This window comes from Synechococcus sp. CBW1108, from assembly GCF_015840335.1.
Classification (GTDB): Bacteria; Cyanobacteriota; Cyanobacteriia; order PCC-6307; family Cyanobiaceae; genus Cyanobium_A.
This window is the reverse complement of record NZ_CP060395.1, coordinates 1,720,224-1,735,742: the sequence shown is the minus strand read 5'-3', so window position 1 is coordinate 1,735,742 and position 15,519 is coordinate 1,720,224. Positions and strand designations below refer to the sequence as shown.

Here is a 15,519-nt window from a genome sequence, read left to right as displayed (position 1 = left end):
TGAACAGCAAGTATTCGGCCTAATCAGCTTCCCACCCCCCTTCTCCTTCCAGATCACGGCCCGCTGCCCGCGCACCCGCGCCCGCTGCGGCTGCTTCCACACCCCCCACGGCGAGGTCACAACCCCCCGCTTCATGCCGGTGGGCACCCTGGCCACTGTCAAGGGCATCACCACCGACCAGCTCCGGGGCACCGGGGCCCAGATGGTGCTCTCCAACACGTTTCACCTGCACCTCCAGCCGGGTGAGCAGATCGTGGCCGATGCCGGCGGTCTACACCGCTTCATGGGCTGGTACGGGCCCATGCTCACCGATTCGGGCGGTTTCCAGGTTTTCAGCCTGGACCAGATCAACACGATCAACGACGAGGGGGTGGTGTTCCGCTCTCCCCGCGACGGCGCCCGCATAGAGCTGACGCCCGAGCGGGCAATGGCGATCCAGGAGCTGTTGGGAGCCGATGTGGCCATGGCTTTCGACCAGTGCCCCCCCTATCCAGCCAGTGAGGCGGAGGTGGCCACTGCCACTCGCCGCACCCACAGCTGGCTGGAGCGCTGCATCTCCAGCCACACCGCCCCCAACCAGGCCCTGTTCGGCATCGTGCAGGGGGGCTGCTTCCCCCACCTGCGCCAGGAGTCGGCCCGGGTGGTGGCCTCCATGAACTTGCCGGGAATCGCCGTGGGCGGCGTGAGCGTGGGCGAGCCCACCGAGGAGATGCATCGCATCGTGCGTCAGGTGGGGGCCCTGCTGCCCGAAGCGAAACCCCATTACTTGATGGGAGTTGGCACCTTGAGGGAAATGGCCATTGCCGTGGCCCACGGCTTCGATCTGTTTGATTGTGTGATTCCCACCAGATTGGGCCGGCATGGGGCGGCCCTGGTCGGCGGCGAGCGCTGGAATCTCAAGAACGCCTGCTTCCGCCATGACCACAGCCCCCTCGACCGGAGCTGCCCCTGCCCGGCCTGTCGCCAGCACAGCCGGGCCTACCTGCACCACCTGATCAAAAGCGAAGAACTGCTGGGCAAGATCCTGCTGAGCTTGCACAACATCACCCAGCTGGTGCGCTTCAGCAGCGCCATGGCTCGGGCCATCGAAGAGGGCTGTTTTGCAGAAGATTTCACTCCCTGGGAAGCCAACTCTCCAGCCGCCCACACGTGGTAGCTTCCGCCTCTAGCTCAGTGATTTTCGGGATGGCCGTCTACGCCCTGCAGACCATGGCCCAGCTGCCTGAGGCCTACCAGGCCTTTGGGCCCCTGGTGGACATCCTGCCGATTATTCCCCTGTTTTTCCTGCTGCTGGCCTTCGTGTGGCAGGCTTCTGTGGGGTTTCGCTGAACCAGTGGGCTTTCGCCAGGGCGGGTGCGTCATCCCTGGCTTGAGTCATCAGCTTGCCTCATCCACAGGAACCACGCCAAAAGCGCGCAGCTGAGATTTATCCCTGCCGCAACACTGCCCAGGCAAATTCTGGCAGGGCCAGCATTCGGCGCCAGCGACTGGGCTCCTGAATCAGCCTGTACAACCATTCGATCTGCAGAGCGCCCATCCAGCTGGGGGCTCTTTTTTTAACCCCAGCCCAAACGTCAAAGCTGCCGCCCACCCCCATCCAGATGCCGCCCCGCCGGCCGGGCAGCCGCTGAATCCAGGTTTCCTGCCGGGGGATCCCGAGGGCCACCAGCACCAGGTCTGGTCTGGCCCCAACGAGCTGCTGTTCCAAGCCTGGCCAGGCTTCCTCCCTCTGGTATCCGTGGGCGGTGAGTACGAACTTCAGCCCGGGCAACTCCTGGCCCAGCCGAGTCGTGAGCTGCTCCATCACCGCCGGCGAGGCCCCCACCAGGGCAACCCGCCAGCCCTTGGAGGCCGCATGCACCAACAGCTCCCGGGCAAGCTCGATGCCGGGGCTGCGGCGCACCCGGTACCCCTGCAGCCCAAGGGCCCACACCACGCCGGCCCCATCGGGGATCACCAAATCTGCTGCGGCGATGGCTGAGCCGAGCTCCGGGTCCACCCGAGCCGCCATCGTCATTTCTGCGTTCAAGGTGACGATCTGGCCGCCGCCGCCAGCATGGAGGGCCAGAGCGGCCTGGAACACATCGGGGGAGACATCTACCGGAACCCCTAGGACGCCGGTGCGGACAGATTCGGGTGCCGTTGCTGCCATCAGGGGTGCGGTGGGAGAGGAGAATCTATGGCTGGCTTGCCACTGGCACTGGGACATCCATGGCCCAATCCCTGCCGCAATCCCTGCCGCAATCCCTGCCGATGACTGGTTCGCTCGAAACCACCGGTTCGACCAACGAGTCAGGGCTGGATGCCACCCATCCTGACCAGGCCTGGGCGGTGCTGCAGGATCTCGATGGCCAGATCGATCGGGTGGTGCTGGCCCGCCAGCATCCGATCACCGGCCTGCTGCCCGCCAGCACGGCCCACACCGTGCACGGCAACTACGGCGATGCCTGGGTGCGCGACTGCGTCTACTCAATCCAATGCGTCTGGGGGCTGGCCCTCGCCCATCGGCGGCTGCGGGGACCAAGCCGGCGGGTGTACGAGCTGGAAGCCCGGGTGCTGCAACTGATGCGCGGCCTGCTCAACGCCATGCTGCGCCAGGCGCCGAAGGTGGAGCGGTTTAAGCACAGCCTGCACCGGCTGCATGCCATCCACGCCAAGTTCGACACGGCCACCGGAGGCCCGGTGGTTGCCGACGACGGCTGGGGCCATCTCCAGCTCGACGCCACTGCCCTGTTCCTGCTGCAGCTGGCCCAGCTGACCCGCTCGGGGCTGGTGGTGCTGCAGAGCAGCCACGAGTGCGACTTCGTGCAAAACCTCGTGTACTACGTGGCCCGCGCCTACCGCATCGCCGACTACGGCATCTGGGAGCGGGGTGACAAGGGCAACCACGGCCAACCCGAGCGCAACGCCAGCTCGATCGGCCTGGTGAAGGCCGCCCTCGAATCCCTGGAGGGCCTCGACCTGTTCGGCCCCCACGGCGATAACAGCTGCTGTCTGGTGATCCCCCACGACGCGATCGTTCGGCTGCGTCGCGCCCTGCGGAGCCTGCTGCCGCGGGAGTCGGCCAGCAAGGAGGTGGACAGCGCCTGCCTCTCGGTGATTGGCTATCCAGCCTGGGCCGTGGAAGATCCCCAGCTCCGCCAGCGCACCCTGGCCAAGATCCGAACGGAACTGGGGGGCACCTACGGCTACAAGCGCTTTCGCCGCGACGGCCACCAGACCGTGGTCGAAGACCACACCCGCCTGCACTACGAGCGGGAGGAACTGGCCGAGTTCGAGCACCTGGAGTGCGAGTGGCCCCTGTTCTGGGCCTACGAGCTGATCACCGCCTGTTGCGAGGAGCGTTGGCAGGAAGCTCGCCAGTGGCGCCAGCGCCTGGCGGCGGTAAGCCTCGACCAGGAGGGGGGTGCGCTGCTGCCCGAGCTCTACCTGGTGCCCGCGGAGGCGATCGAGGCCGAACGGCGCCAGCCAGGCAGCCAGCGCCGGGTGGCCAATCCCAACGTGCCCCTGCTGTGGACCCAGAGCCTCACCTGGCTCTCCGACCTGCTCCTGCATGGACTGATCACCCCGGACGACCTGGATCCGATCGGACGCCGTCGGCCCAGCCCCCTCGGCGCCCAGCAGGTGCTCGTCGCCCTGGTGCCAGGCAATGCCGCAATCGCCGCGGCCCTGCAGGCCGCGGGTCTGCCCGTAGCCCAGGACAGCGCCAACCCTGGCCCCGTGCAAATCGGCAGCTCCCGAGCCCTGGCCCAGCGGCTGGTCCAGGTGGGAGCCAACCCCAGGCTGGGGCTCACTGGCCATCCCCGGGTGCGAATGGAGACCATGGCCACAGCCCGCCTTTACCGCCAAGTCGGCAGCCAGGGCGACAGCCAGCACGCCTTTCTGCCGGCCGTACTGGAGGAGGACACCTTTTATCTGGCCGACGACCCCGAACAGCTGGTCGACAGCGTGCGGGCTGAACTGCGCCTGCTACAGCGCCACTGGCGGGGCAGCGGCTCACCGCTGCTGCTGGTGCCGGTCGCGCCGGGGGCCTTCCAGGCCAACCCCGAGGCCTTTCTGCGGCTGGGACGCGACCTGCAGGCGGGCCTGCTGGACGGCGTGCCCGTGCAGTTGGCCCCCTTGGCTGAGCTGGTGGAGCAGGGCAGCTGGGTCGCCCTGCCGCCCCAGGCCAGCTCGGGATCCAAGCCGGAGCCTCCGGCACCCATCCCCCTACGGGCCAGCACCAGGGAGGCCCCCCTCTCCGCCCGGGAGGAGCAGGAGATCGAGCGCGACGACATCAGCATCGGCGAACTGGCAGAGCGGCTCTGGCGCAGTGCGTCCCTGGAGGAACAGGGGGAGGTGCTGGAGCAGCTGGTGCGGCGGCTGGGGCCCGATTCCCGCCTGCAGGGGCCCGCCGGCAGCCAGCCCGTTCGACTGCGGGATCTACTCGAGGAGGTCTACCGCCGCGCCCTGACCGAAGCCGACTGGAACGTGGTGCGACGGGTCGCTGGGTCCCTCGACCTGGTGCATCCCCAGTTGGAGGATGCCCTCATCGACCTGCTGGTGCGCCAGAAGCAGGTGGTGGTGGGGCGGAACTACACCAGCGATTCCCGGATCAGCGCACCCCAGGGCAGCGCCAGGATCGCCGGGTTGATCAAGCGGTTCAGCGGCGAGGACGGCCGGGAGTGGATGCTGCAGCAGGAACTGCTGCTGGCCCTCGATGGCCTGGCCCGCCGCGAACCTGACCTGCTCAGCGGCAGCCTCACCCTGCAGCTGGGTCAGCTGCTGCTGCTGCTCACCGGGGAACTGGCCACCGAAGCCGATCTCAGCCCGAGCGACGCCTTTGAAGCCCTCTGCGACCAGCCTCCCCATGCCATCCAGCGCCGGTTGCGGGCCGTGCTCGCCGACCTGGAGCACGCCAAGGCAGCCCTGCAACGCAAGGAGCAACTGAATGTGAGCGGGCGGGTGCGCTGGGCCGTGCCCGCTCCCCAGGCTGAGCTGCCCAGGGGGGGCTGCTGGCTGCAGCACCGCCTGCGCCTCGGCGCCCTGGGCAGGGTGCCTCGCGATTTCTACCCCGGCATCTGGGACCTGCTGCACCACTGCAGCGGCATCGTCATCGGCGACAAACTCGAGAAGCGCAACCGGCTCGACAGCGCTCCTCTGCTGAGCGAAAAGACCCCGGGGGAACACAACTTCGCCGCCCTCGTAGATCACCTGCTGAGCAAGATCGAAGCCCCGGACTACCGCCAGCTCTGCACCGAAACCCTGATCACCCTGATCGCCTTCGTGGGGGCTAACCCAGCGGTGGTCTTCGCCAATGACCTCGTGCTGGACGTAGTTATCGGTCACGCCGTGCGGGTGGGCTGGCAACAACGGCACCCCACGATCGCGCCAGAGCAGTATGGCCAGCACAAGGCGGACGCCTGGGATGGGTTCTACCTCTCCTCACCGGCGGACTGCCGCCGCTGGCAACTGGAGGCCCTGCGCCAACTCGCCGAAGGCACCCTCGCTTAGATCGGCTCCCCCAGGCTCATGCACAAGTTGGGCTGTTCAACGCACTGCTCAATCAAGTCGGCAAGCTGCAGGGCCCTCGATGCCTGTAAACCATCCACCTGGGGTACCTCAACGCCGCGCACGCACTCAAGAAAATGCTCCAGCTCGGCGTAGAGAGGCTCGATTGAGGTGGTGCTCACCTCCTCGATCAGGCCATCGGAGCGAAATACCAGTTCACCGTGGTCGGCGCTGACCGATTCATGGGCCCGGCGGTGGATGTGCAGGGTGCGGTTGAGGAAGTCGGTTTCCACCAGGCTGCCGCGGCAGTGGGCACTGAGGCTGCGAATCTTGCGGTGGGCCATCTTGCTGGCCGTCAGGCTGGCCACTACTCCATTGGCAAAGGCCAGCGTGGCGTTGACGTAGTCGATCGGTCCGGCGGCCGTGCGCCCCCCGGCTGCGGCCAAGCGGATCACGGGGGCACCGGCCAACTCCAACACCAGGTCGATGTCATGGATCATCAGGTCGAGCACCACCGACACGTCGTTGGCCCGGTCGGGGTTAGGGCTGTGGCGGCGGGCTTCCAGCACCACTACCTCCTCATTGGCCACCACCTTGACCAACTCCCGGAAGGCCGGATTGAAGCGCTCGATATGCCCCACCTGGAGCAGGCGGCCCGCCTGGTCGGCGGCTTGGATGAGTTCGAGGGCCTCCTGCTGACTGGCGGCGATCGGTTTCTCAATCAGCACATGCACCCCTGCTTTGAGGCAGGCCAGGCCTACCCGGTGGTGCAACAGGGTGGGCACAGCGATGCACACCGCATCCACCTCGGCCAGCATTTCTCCATAGTCCGGAAACCAACGGCAGCGAAACTGCTGGTTGGCCAGCTGGCCGCGGGCCCCATCCGGATCGGCCACACCCACCAGCTGGGCGTCCTTGATCAGGCTGAGAACCCGGGCATGGTGCCAGCCCATGTTGCCGATGCCGATGACACCCACGCGCACAGGGATCAAGGCAAGGCTCTCGACTGGGGGCATTATCGGTGCAGGGAGCCGCCCAGGTGGCTTAATTCTCCTCGGCGGCGGGGGAATCCACCACCGGACGCTCGATCTGCACCCGTTCAATCCGCGGGCCATCCATGGCCAGTACCAAAAACTGATGCCCCTTCCAGCGCAGACCCTCCCCGGGAGCCGGGATGTGCTGGAGCCGTTCCAGGAGAAAACCCGCCAGCGTGTGGTGTCCATCCGCTTCAGGCAACTGCAGGGACAATTGCCTGTTGAGCTCAAAGATCTCGAGATCCCCGGCCACAGACCAGCAGCCCTCGGCGAGTTGCTGGAGGTCCTGGGCTGACTCGAGCGAGTCGTCCTCGTCACCGACGATCTCGCTGGTGAGATCTGCCACCGTGACCAGGCCCTCCGTGCCTCCATGCTCATCCACCACCACCAGCAGGGGCTGACCACTGCGGATCAGGGGTAGCAACTCGGCTAGGGGAGTGCTCTCCTGCACCCGAGCCACCGGGGTGATGTAGGGAGCCAAAGGCGTTTCGGCTGTGAGCAGCCCCCTGGCGATCGGATCGGCCAGGCGGCGCAGATCCAACATGCCCCGCACATCGTCGAGGGAGCTGCCAATCACCGGAAAGCGGGCGTGGGCAGTGTCGTGCACCTCCCGCATCAACTCAGCGAAGCTGACATCCACAGGCAGAGTGACCATGCCAGAGCGGGGCACCATCACCTCCCGCACCAACGTGTCCCGCAGGGAAAACACCCCTTCAAGAATGCTGCGTTCATCGGGCATCAGCCCTGTGACGCTGCCGGTTTCAATCAGGGTTTCGAGTTCACCGGCGGAGAGCACGGGCACAAGTTCATCCCAGTTGCGCGGTAGCCCCAACAAGCGCAGCAGCCCGGCGCTGAAGCGCTCCACCAGGGAAAGCAGGGGCATCAGGCTGCGAATCACCGAATCCAGCAGCGGCGCCAGCCGCAGGGCAGAGACTTCCGGGCGATGGAGCACCCAGGCCTTGGGCAATACCCCCCCAAAAACCGTGGCGAACAGCACCAGGAGCAGAAATACAACAGCATCCAGCCACCCCTGGGGAACCGAGCCGAGGGCGCCCCGCCCCGCCCATGCCGCCCCCAGCTGTTCGGCCAGGCCCCGTCCGGCCCAACCCAGCGCCACCAGGGAGAGGGCCGCTCCCAACTGGGTGGCCACCAGCACCCGCCGCAGCCGGCTCTGCAATTTGGCAACGGCCAGGACCCCGGCCTCGCCCCCTTCCTGCAGCTGGCGCACCCGACTTGGTCTGAGGCGAATCAGGGCGAATTCCCCAGCGGCAAAAAAAGCCAGCAGGGCCAAAAGAATCACCAGAGCCAGGAGTTGAATCACGGCAAGACCCACCCTGGAAGCCAGCACTGGGGCAAGGTTAGGAGCTGCGGATCGATCGGTAGATTCTTAGAAATAGCAACTATGAAATAGGAAATATTCAATAGTCAATCGTCATTAGAGGATGGGGAATAGTGAGTGGGGGTCCCGAGGATCGAACTCGGCTAAGGCGAATTATGAGTTCGCTGCATTCACCAGATTGCTAGACCCCCATCCATCCGGGGCTACCAAAGACCCCGAACCGGGGTCCGATAGCTCGCTCCCCCATCTTGCCAGCCGCCACCGGGCTGGGTCTTGCCTAGCTGGGTTGGGCCAGCTGATCCAAGGCTGCCTGAGTAACCGTTGGGCACATCGACGGTGCGCCAGGGCATCGGCCCACTTTGTTGCTCAAGGAGCACCCGATAGGTGTTTTCCACCGCGGTGCCATCCCAGACGATGGCTTGATCAGGAAAACCCAGGCCCATCACCCTGGTGCCATCAACTCCCCCCAGGGCAATGCCGAAGAGGTCGGTGATCTGATTGGTGAGGCTCACCCCGGGGGCATAGGGCGCCCTGAAGCTGTAAAAGCGCTTTTCCATGAGTGCAGGGGGGGTCTGCACCTGGCCGCAGCGGGTGACCTCAACCGGCCCAGAGGCCACTCCTAACTCCCCTGCCGACGCCCCAACCCCGCTGCGCGCGCCGATTAGCAGGGGGGGCTCGAGCGTGGTGGTGCACACCACCGGACCAGCCCAGACAGATTCACCTAGCAGGGAGTGACTTAGCAGGGGAGCTAGCAGGGCGCCTGCCAGGAGCAGGGAGCCCTTGAGCCGGGTGGCACTTAAGAGGATGGCGCTGAACAAGTTGGTATTTGCCATGGATCCAATGGGCCCTTCTGCTGGCGGGGGGTCGGTGGCCGCAAACTAGACAACCCATCTCGATTGAACCAGGCCTTGTCGACCCTTTCCCCCGCCATCACCCTTCCCCCCGCAGAGATGCGGATGGCGCTGTTGCCGCTTCTGGCCACCAAGGCCTATCGCCACGGCAACTTCACCCTGGCATCGGGACGCACCAGTCACCATTACGTGAATTGCAAGCCTGTCAGCCTCAGCGGCAGCGGCCTGGCCCTGCTGGGGGCCCTGCTGCTGGAGCAGGTGGAGCCGGAAGCCAAGGCGGTGGCAGGCCTGACCCTCGGCGCCGATCCGCTGGTAAGCGCCGTGGCCATGGCCGCCGCCCTGGGGGGGCGCGCCCTGGATGCCCTGATCGTGCGCAAGGAGGCGAAGGGCCATGGCACCGGGGCCTGGCTGGAAGGCCCCCTACCGGCACCTGGCAGCCCCATCACCGTGCTGGAAGACGTCGTCACCACCGGTGGATCCGCCCTGAAGGCTGTGCAGCAGCTGCGGGAGGCGGGCTACCGGGTCGAAAGGGTGGTGACGATCGTGGATCGCCAGGAAGGGGGCCAGGAGGCGATGCAGGCCGCAGGCCTGGAAATGCGCAGCCTGTTCCTGCTGGCGGAGGTGGCAGCTTTGGCCGCAGAACTGGCCGCAGAACTGGCGTCGTCATGAAGCCAAGCCCCTGGGACTGGCAAGCCGCAGGCCCTCGCCGGATCGAGCAAGCCGCCAGCCTGATCAGGCTGGACGGGCCGGACACCCACCGGTTTCTGCACGGCCAGACCAGCGCCGCCATCGACGGCTGCCCAGCCGGCAGCTGGATCCCCACCTGCTGCATCACCGCCATCGGACGCCTGCGGGGCCTCGCCGAGGTACTCCTCGATGACGCTGGAGCCTGGCTGCTGATCAGCCGTGGGGATCCAGCCAGCATCTGGCAGGCCCTGGATCGGGTGCTCTTTCCCGCCGATCAGGTTCATCTTGGGCCCGTGATGCCAGCCCGGATGGTCACGCCCCTGGGCGAGAGGAGGCCGGATCAATGGCCCCAAAGCCCCGCGGGCCGTTGGCTGGCCATGGAAAATGGCAGAGCTGGCTGGCTGCTGAGCGAGCAGCTGGTGATCCCGGCGGATGGGGAACTGCCCCCCTGGCTGGCGGATCTGCCGCCTCTCTCCCCGCAGGACCAGGAGCGCTGGCGGATCCAGCAGGGCCTGGCCGATTGGCCCTGGGAAATCAACGACTCCACCAACCCGTTTGAGCTGGGGCTGGCGGACCGGGTCAGCCTCAGCAAAGGTTGCTACGTGGGCCAGGAAACCCTGGCCAAACTGAGCACCTATGACGGGGTCAAACAGCAGCTCAGGCGCTGGTACGGGAGCAGCTCGGAGGGGACGGGTGGGCCTGCCCCGGGGGCACCGCTGTTCGGCCTGGATGACGATTCGGGCAGCCGGGCTGGTCAAATCACATCAGCGTTGGCCTTGGCTGGGGGCCTTTGGATCGGCCTGGCCCTGGTGCGGCGCCAGTTCCTAGAGCGCAACGAGTTACGGCTGGGCCACGAGCCCAACGGGCCGATCCTGCAGCTCTCGCTCCCCCCAGCCTGGGTGGATCCCCCGGCCGGGGCCGGGCGTCAGGTCTGAGCCAGCAGCCAGCGCACCACTGCCCAGGTGGCCAGGCTGTCGTCGCGGTTGTAAAGGAAGATCCGCTGCAACTGCTGGCGACTGGCCCGGCCGCGGCCATCCACACCACGATGCCACTGGCGCCACTGGCGCCACCAGAGCAGGCAGCGGGCCCCATCCACCCCCTTCTGGCTCCAGGTGAAGCCCAGCCAACCGGCCACAGCCTTGAGCCCATAGCTGCTCACCGGCAGGCGCCAGTGGCTGCGCAGGCGCGCATGCACATCCAGCATCCGGCTTCGCAACCGCTGCAGTTCAACCTCGCTGGCTCCCTGGCGCTGGGCCAGCCGCACCAGGCCGATCACTTCGGTTTCGCCGTAGTGCAGCACGGGCCAGTCTGGATAGCGATCCAAAAATCGCTTCAGCCGCTGCCAGAGGCGCTGCTCGCCATGCTCCTGCAGGGCCAGGAGCGGCTGGTAGCGCCAACTCTGCTCCTTCCATCCCCCCCCACCATCGGCCTCCAGCACCAGAAACCCGTGCAGGAAATCGTCGCGGGCATCAGGGTCCGATTCGATGTCATAGAGCAGCACCCCGGGGGCCTGGGCCAGCTCAGGCAGCACCGGGCCAGCCCCCAGCCGCTGGGGAATGCCCGTGGCCTGCACCCGGGCCTGGGCAACCAATTCAGCGGCGATCTCACGATGCTGCTCCCCATAGACGGCCAATTCCTCGGCCAATTGCTCCGGGTTCCGGGATGCCAAATCCGGCAGGTTGGTCACCCCCCGCTCCAGCAACATCTCCCGCCGTTTACCGCCAATACCGCTGACCTCGCTGAGGTGCCCCATCGCCGCAGCCTCCCGGTCGCAAGGGCCGCGCCAACTGCAGAGGGTGCACTTCTTGCGGTCGTTCACCAAGGGAGGCGGTGTGGCCTCGGCCAGATCTGCGGCGAGACGCTGCAGGCTCTCATCGAGCTGATGCTGGAGGCCACCGCCCAGGGCCAGGCGCTCCTGCTGCAGGGCCCGCCCCGCCCCCGCCAACACCAGGCCATGGGGCACCGGAGCCTGCTGGTGCTCTGCCAAAAGGCGGCCCCAGAGGGCCAGCACCAGCCGGGCCTCCCGGGTCAAGCGGTAGCCCTGCCGGGCCAGTACCGGCCGATAGGCGAAATCCCCCCAACGGCTGGTGCCGGCAATGCGCTCCAGCAGGGCGGGGTGGGCCTCCAGCCGCCGCCCCTGGGGGTCATGCCCGCGCAGGCGCAAGCCCACCACCCCTGGGGCTCCAGCGGCACAGGCCACCTCTCCATGGCCCGGCCTATTTGCCAGCAGGGTCTGAAAGCTGCGTAGCTGGTCACTCAGGGCCAGGGCGCGGTGGGCATTCCAGCGGCGCTCACCAGCCACGCCAAATCGATCCAGCCAGGCGCGGCGCCGGCAGCGCAGCCAGCTGCGCAGCAGGCGGTCGGTAAGGGGCTGGTCGGCGGGGAGGGGCGCAGTCAAGGGGGGCATCCACTCGTAGAGACGCTAGTGCTGAGGAGCGGGCGGCACAGCAGAATCAGCTGAGCTCGGCTTCCGCGCCCCATGGCTTCAGCCCCCCTGCCCCTTGCAGCAATTCCGATCGCCTTCGGCACCGATGGCTGGCGCGGCATCCTGGGCGTCGACATCACCATGGAGCGGCTGCTGCCAGTCGCGGCGGCCGCGGCCCAGGAACTGGCCCACTCGGCCCCGACAAGCCTCACCAGCCGGGAGGTGATCATCGGCTACGACCGCCGCTTCCTGGCCCCCGAACTGGCCCAAGCGATCTGCAGCGCCGTGCGGGGCTGCGGCCTGACCCCCCTGCTCTGCGACACACCCACCCCCACCCCCGCCTCTAGCTGGGCCGTAGTGCAACGCCAGGCCCTGGGAGCTTTGGTGATCACCGCCAGCCACAACCCACCGGAATGGCTGGGGCTGAAAATCAAGGGGCCGTTCGGCGGCTCGGTGGAGGGCGACTTCACCGGCCGTGTTGAAACCCGACTGGCCGCCGGCGGACTGACCGTGCCCATACCTGGCGAAGTTGGCCAATTTGATGCCATGGGCGCCTACGTGGCCGGGCTCCAGGCCAAGGTCGACACCGCCGCCCTGGCCGAGGGGCTAGATCGGCTGGGGCTGACGGTGATCGTGGACCCGATGCACGGCTCCGCGGCCGGGGTGCTGCCGGCCCTGCTGGGGGAAGGGGCCACAAACAGCGGCGCCATCAGCGAGATCCGGGGCCGGCGCGACCCCCTGTTTGGCGGCAACCCTCCCGAGCCCCTTGCGGCCTACCTGGGCGAGCTGATCGGCGCGGTCCAAGCGAGCACCGCCGCGGGGCGGCCGGCCATGGGCATCGTGTTTGACGGCGACGGGGATCGCATTGCAGCCGTGGATGAACGCGGCCGCTTCTGCAGCACCCAGCTGCTGATGCCCCTGTTCATCGACCACCTGGCCCGGGCCCGCCAGCTGCCGGGAAGCGTGATCAAAACCGTCAGCGGCTCCGACCTAATGCAGCTGGTGGCTGAGGATCTGGGCCGCCAGGTGCTGGAAAAACCCGTCGGCTTCAAATACATCGCAGCTGAAATGCTCAGCAGCGAGGTGCTGGTTGGCGGCGAGGAATCGGGTGGCGTGGGCTTCGGGATGCACCTGCCCGAGCGGGACGCACCCTTTGCGGCCCTGCTGCTGATCGAAGCCCTGGTGGAGGGCGGTGTGCCCCTGGGGGAGCGAATAGATGCCTTGCAGCAGCGCTGCGGCGGCGCGGCGGCCTACGACCGGCTCGACCTGCGGCTGGCCAACATGGAAGCCAGGCGGCGTTTGGAGGCCAAGCTGGCAGAGGCCCCCCCCAGCGCAGTCGCCGGCTGCCCCGTGCTGGAAGTGGTCACCACCGATGGGGTGAAACTGCGACTCGGCCCCAGCCACTGGCTGATGTTGCGCTTCTCAGGCACAGAGCCACTTCTGCGGCTCTACTGCGAAGCCCCCACGGTCGCTCGGGTGAACGAGGTGTTGATCTGGGCCCGTGAGCTGGCGGAGGCGGTCTAAGGCCATGGCTGCCCTAGACCTAGACCTGGCCTTAGACCCAGCACCCTTCAGCCGATTGGTGATCGCCAGCACCAATGCCGGCAAAATTGGAGAATTTCGCCAATTATTGGCTGGCATGGGCCTGGAAATCGATGCCCAGCCTGGGGATCTGGAGGTGGAGGAAACAGGTGCAACCTTCGCAGAAAATGCCCGCCTCAAAGCAATCACAGTTGCCAGACACAGCGGCAGCTGGACCCTGGCAGATGATTCGGGCCTCAGCGTCGCTGCCCTCAATGGAGCTCCCGGGGTGCACTCCGCTCGCTACGCAGCCACGGACCCAGCCCGCATCTCCCGACTGCTAGACGAACTGGCAGGCAGCAGCGACCGCACTGCCCACTTCAGCGCAGCCCTAGCCCTGGCTGATCCCAATGGCAATGTGCGCATCGAAGTGGAGGGCATCTGCGCGGGCGTGATTCTCGAGGCCCCCCGCGGCGAGGGGGGGTTTGGCTACGACCCAGTGTTTTTCGTGCCGGAGACCGGACTCACCTACGCCGAGATGGACCAAACCCTCAAGGGCCGAATCGGCCACCGGGGCCGGGCCTTCGCCCAACTCGAGGCACCCCTGAGAGAGTTGTTGGGCAGCTGATCAAGTGGCAGCAGCCCAGCTGCCGTGCAGGCCGTAGGGGATCGCCAATGGGAGCTCCAGCACTGCCTGTTCAGCCAGATCATCGGCCCTGAGAATCACCAGGTCAGTGGCGCAGCGGGCTCCGTTCCAGACCGGCACCAACACCCAGCCACTATCTTCAGCATGCTTGTCTTCGGCAGTAGATGCTGGGCGGGGCACCATTACGGGCTCGGTGACAAAACCGCGGGGGGCAGCACTCCACAGCCGACGCTCGCCGGTTTGGAGGTCAAGTTTCTCAATGGCCTGCAAGGGACCATTGCCCCGTTCGCACTCCGCCACCGCCATCCAGGCAAAGCGCGCTTCAAGCCCTTGGTGGGCGGGGTTGACCATCGCGAACTCGCAACAACGCTGCTCCAGCCATTCGCTCTGCACAGCCCCGGAGCGGGGGTTGATGCGGCAGCGGCGTAGTTGCCCCTCGGGAATCGAAGCGAAGTCAATCTCGCGGAAATCAACCTGGGGGCCGATCGAGGGGAAGTCTTTGTAGTAGATCGAATCCACCACCACTTCACCACTAGCGCCATCCTCAAAGGCATTGAGGTGGTGAAACACAAAACCTTCGGGAGCTGGCAGCTGCACTGGTTTGGCGCCGGCATGGTGGCCGCTCTGACGAGGCACTAACCAGAACTGGCCGGCTTCGCCGGACTTGGAGGCCAGGCACTGGGCCGCCCCCTTCTGGCCAAACACGAAGGGCAGGGGATTGAAGGCCACAGCGTTCTGAAGAAACACTGCCCAGCTGGGGGTGACGGCGAAATCATGGAGGAAGGCAAACCCCTTGAAGCTGTGGCTTCTGTCGGCCACCAGCTCACCGGCCCGCACGCCGTCGGGCTGCTCCTCGGTGGCGAACTCCATCAATCGGATCGTGCTGGTGGGGCCCGCCTTGACACCGAAAGTCACCATGCGGGGCTCACCGTGGTGACCTGGATCGAAGCGGGGATGGGCACTGAAGGCCTCACCAGGCTTAAGTACCCCGTCAAGCCGTGACAGGCCGCGGGTCTCAAGGGTTTGGGGATCAAGAGCATGGGGCTCGGCCGCCTCCCAGAGCGCCAGCAGCTGATCGCCGAGCCGCACCACATGGGTATTGGCGATGTTCTTGAGGCGCAAATCAAAAGCATTGGCCAAGACACCGCCAGGTTTCTGGGTGCCAAACACCCCCCGATAGACGAAGCGCCCGGCCCGCTCCTCGGCCAGCCAGCCCTCGGTACGCACGAAACGGTTGGTGAGGTGGACCTGACCGGCTTCAAATCTGAGGGCCGCGACCATGCCATCGCCGTCGAAAGGGTGATGGACCCAGAGGCCGCCTCGCTCAAGCCGACCCGGACCATTGCGATAAAGGGTGCCGGCCAACTCTGTTGGGATGGTGCCCCGAACGGCAACTACCAATTCGTCACTGAGCTCTAGGCCGACGTTGCGGAAAGCGCCTGACCAATCAGCTCGGTCGAAACGGGGACCATCCGCAACTGGGAGTGTGGCAGAGGAAATCACGCGGGGCAGGGAAGCAAAGTGCT

General features: G+C 66.5%; 13 protein-coding genes and 1 tRNA gene. 7 read left to right on the top strand and 7 right to left on the bottom strand.

Annotated features, from left to right (window positions below; all coding sequences use genetic code 11):
- Window positions 1-22: 22 nt before the first annotated feature.
- A complete protein-coding gene (tgt, locus tag H8F27_RS09320) occupies window positions 23-1,156 on the top strand; it encodes a tRNA guanosine(34) transglycosylase Tgt (RefSeq protein WP_197153473.1) in 1,134 nt (377 codons plus the stop codon).
- Window positions 1,157-1,185: 29 nt separating this feature from the next.
- The gene (locus H8F27_RS09315; protein ID WP_197147873.1) at window positions 1,186-1,329 is read left to right on the top strand and encodes a photosystem II reaction center protein K; all 144 of its coding nucleotides are present in this window, start codon (window positions 1,186-1,188) and stop codon (window positions 1,327-1,329) included.
- 97 nt (window positions 1,330-1,426) lie between these two features.
- Here the strand turns inward: H8F27_RS09315 and H8F27_RS09310 are convergent, their stop codons facing one another.
- Entirely contained in the window at window positions 1,427-2,152 is a 726-nt protein-coding gene (locus H8F27_RS09310) for a WecB/TagA/CpsF family glycosyltransferase (protein ID WP_197147872.1), read from the bottom strand.
- A 59-nt stretch (window positions 2,153-2,211) separates the two neighbouring features.
- Here H8F27_RS09310 and H8F27_RS09305 point away from each other — a divergent pair, with 59 nt between their 5' ends.
- Complete coding sequence (locus tag H8F27_RS09305) at window positions 2,212-5,493, top strand: glycoside hydrolase family 15 protein (protein WP_231596169.1); 3,282 nt, start codon at window positions 2,212-2,214, stop codon at window positions 5,491-5,493.
- On the opposite strand, the gene H8F27_RS09300 is transcribed toward H8F27_RS09305, so the two are convergent.
- The 4 genes from H8F27_RS09300 to H8F27_RS09285 all read right to left on the bottom strand — a co-directional run bounded on the left by H8F27_RS09300 (window position 5,490) and on the right by H8F27_RS09285 (window position 8,696).
- Window positions 5,490-6,506, bottom strand: a complete 1,017-nt coding sequence (locus H8F27_RS09300; RefSeq protein ID WP_197147871.1) for a Gfo/Idh/MocA family protein — start codon at window positions 6,504-6,506, stop codon at window positions 5,490-5,492. The genes H8F27_RS09305 and H8F27_RS09300 overlap by 4 nt on opposite strands.
- A gap of 28 nt (window positions 6,507-6,534) precedes the next feature.
- Window positions 6,535-7,842, bottom strand: coding sequence for a hemolysin family protein (locus H8F27_RS09295; RefSeq protein WP_197153471.1), 1,308 nt, complete (start codon window positions 7,840-7,842; stop codon window positions 6,535-6,537).
- Window positions 7,843-7,981: 139 nt separating this feature from the next.
- Window positions 7,982-8,054: transfer RNA gene (locus H8F27_RS09290), tRNA-Ile, on the bottom strand.
- 12 nt (window positions 8,055-8,066) lie between these two features.
- Window positions 8,067-8,696, bottom strand: a complete 630-nt coding sequence (locus tag H8F27_RS09285) for an Occludin/ELL family protein (protein ID WP_231596168.1) — start codon at window positions 8,694-8,696, stop codon at window positions 8,067-8,069.
- Between the two features lie 117 nt (window positions 8,697-8,813).
- Between H8F27_RS09285 and pyrE the strand changes: the two genes are divergently transcribed.
- Window positions 8,814-9,383, top strand: coding sequence for an orotate phosphoribosyltransferase (gene pyrE, locus H8F27_RS09280; RefSeq protein WP_231596657.1), 570 nt, complete (start codon window positions 8,814-8,816; stop codon window positions 9,381-9,383).
- Window positions 9,380-10,336, top strand: coding sequence for a folate-binding protein YgfZ (locus tag H8F27_RS09275; protein ID WP_197147869.1), 957 nt, complete (start codon window positions 9,380-9,382; stop codon window positions 10,334-10,336). Before pyrE ends, H8F27_RS09275 begins: the two co-directional genes overlap by 4 nt.
- Here the strand turns inward: H8F27_RS09275 and H8F27_RS09270 are convergent.
- Entirely contained in the window at window positions 10,327-11,808 is a 1,482-nt protein-coding gene (locus tag H8F27_RS09270) for a TM0106 family RecB-like putative nuclease (protein ID WP_197147868.1), read from the bottom strand. The genes H8F27_RS09275 and H8F27_RS09270 overlap by 10 nt on opposite strands.
- Before the next feature lie 72 nt (window positions 11,809-11,880).
- Between H8F27_RS09270 and H8F27_RS09265 the strand changes: the two genes are divergently transcribed.
- Together H8F27_RS09265 and rdgB are read left to right on the top strand one after the other, a co-directional pair.
- Window positions 11,881-13,350, top strand: coding sequence for a phosphoglucomutase/phosphomannomutase family protein (locus tag H8F27_RS09265; protein WP_197147867.1), 1,470 nt, complete (start codon window positions 11,881-11,883; stop codon window positions 13,348-13,350).
- 4 nt (window positions 13,351-13,354) lie between these two features.
- Window positions 13,355-13,975 carry an RdgB/HAM1 family non-canonical purine NTP pyrophosphatase gene (gene rdgB / locus H8F27_RS09260; RefSeq protein WP_197147866.1) on the top strand — a complete coding sequence of 207 codons (621 nt, stop codon included), beginning with the start codon at window positions 13,355-13,357 and terminating at the stop codon, window positions 13,973-13,975.
- Here rdgB and H8F27_RS09255 read toward each other — a convergent pair whose 3' ends face one another.
- A complete protein-coding gene (locus H8F27_RS09255; RefSeq protein WP_197147865.1) occupies window positions 13,976-15,496 on the bottom strand; it encodes a carotenoid oxygenase family protein in 1,521 nt (506 codons plus the stop codon).
- Window positions 15,497-15,519: the final 23 nt, after the last annotated feature.

Bases quoted from the DNA above. Each gene is read 5' to 3' on its own strand.
- H8F27_RS09305 (WP_231596169.1), top strand. From the start codon at position 2,212: ATGGCCCAATCCCTGCCGCAATCCCTGCCGCAATCCCTGCCGATGACT.
- H8F27_RS09275 (WP_197147869.1), top strand. From the start codon at position 9,380: ATGAAGCCAAGCCCCTGGGACTGGCAAGCCGCAGGCCCTCGCCGGATC.
- H8F27_RS09315 (WP_197147873.1), top strand. From the start codon at position 1,186: ATGGCCGTCTACGCCCTGCAGACCATGGCCCAGCTGCCTGAGGCCTAC.
- H8F27_RS09285 (WP_231596168.1), bottom strand. From the start codon at position 8,696: ATGGCAAATACCAACTTGTTCAGCGCCATCCTCTTAAGTGCCACCCGG.
- pyrE (WP_231596657.1), top strand. From the start codon at position 8,814: ATGCGGATGGCGCTGTTGCCGCTTCTGGCCACCAAGGCCTATCGCCAC.
- H8F27_RS09265 (WP_197147867.1), top strand. From the start codon at position 11,881: ATGGCTTCAGCCCCCCTGCCCCTTGCAGCAATTCCGATCGCCTTCGGC.
- rdgB (WP_197147866.1), top strand. From the start codon at position 13,355: ATGGCTGCCCTAGACCTAGACCTGGCCTTAGACCCAGCACCCTTCAGC.
- H8F27_RS09300 (WP_197147871.1), bottom strand. From the start codon at position 6,506: ATGCCCCCAGTCGAGAGCCTTGCCTTGATCCCTGTGCGCGTGGGTGTC.
- H8F27_RS09270 (WP_197147868.1), bottom strand. From the start codon at position 11,808: ATGCCCCCCTTGACTGCGCCCCTCCCCGCCGACCAGCCCCTTACCGAC.
- H8F27_RS09310 (WP_197147872.1), bottom strand. From the start codon at position 2,152: ATGGCAGCAACGGCACCCGAATCTGTCCGCACCGGCGTCCTAGGGGTT.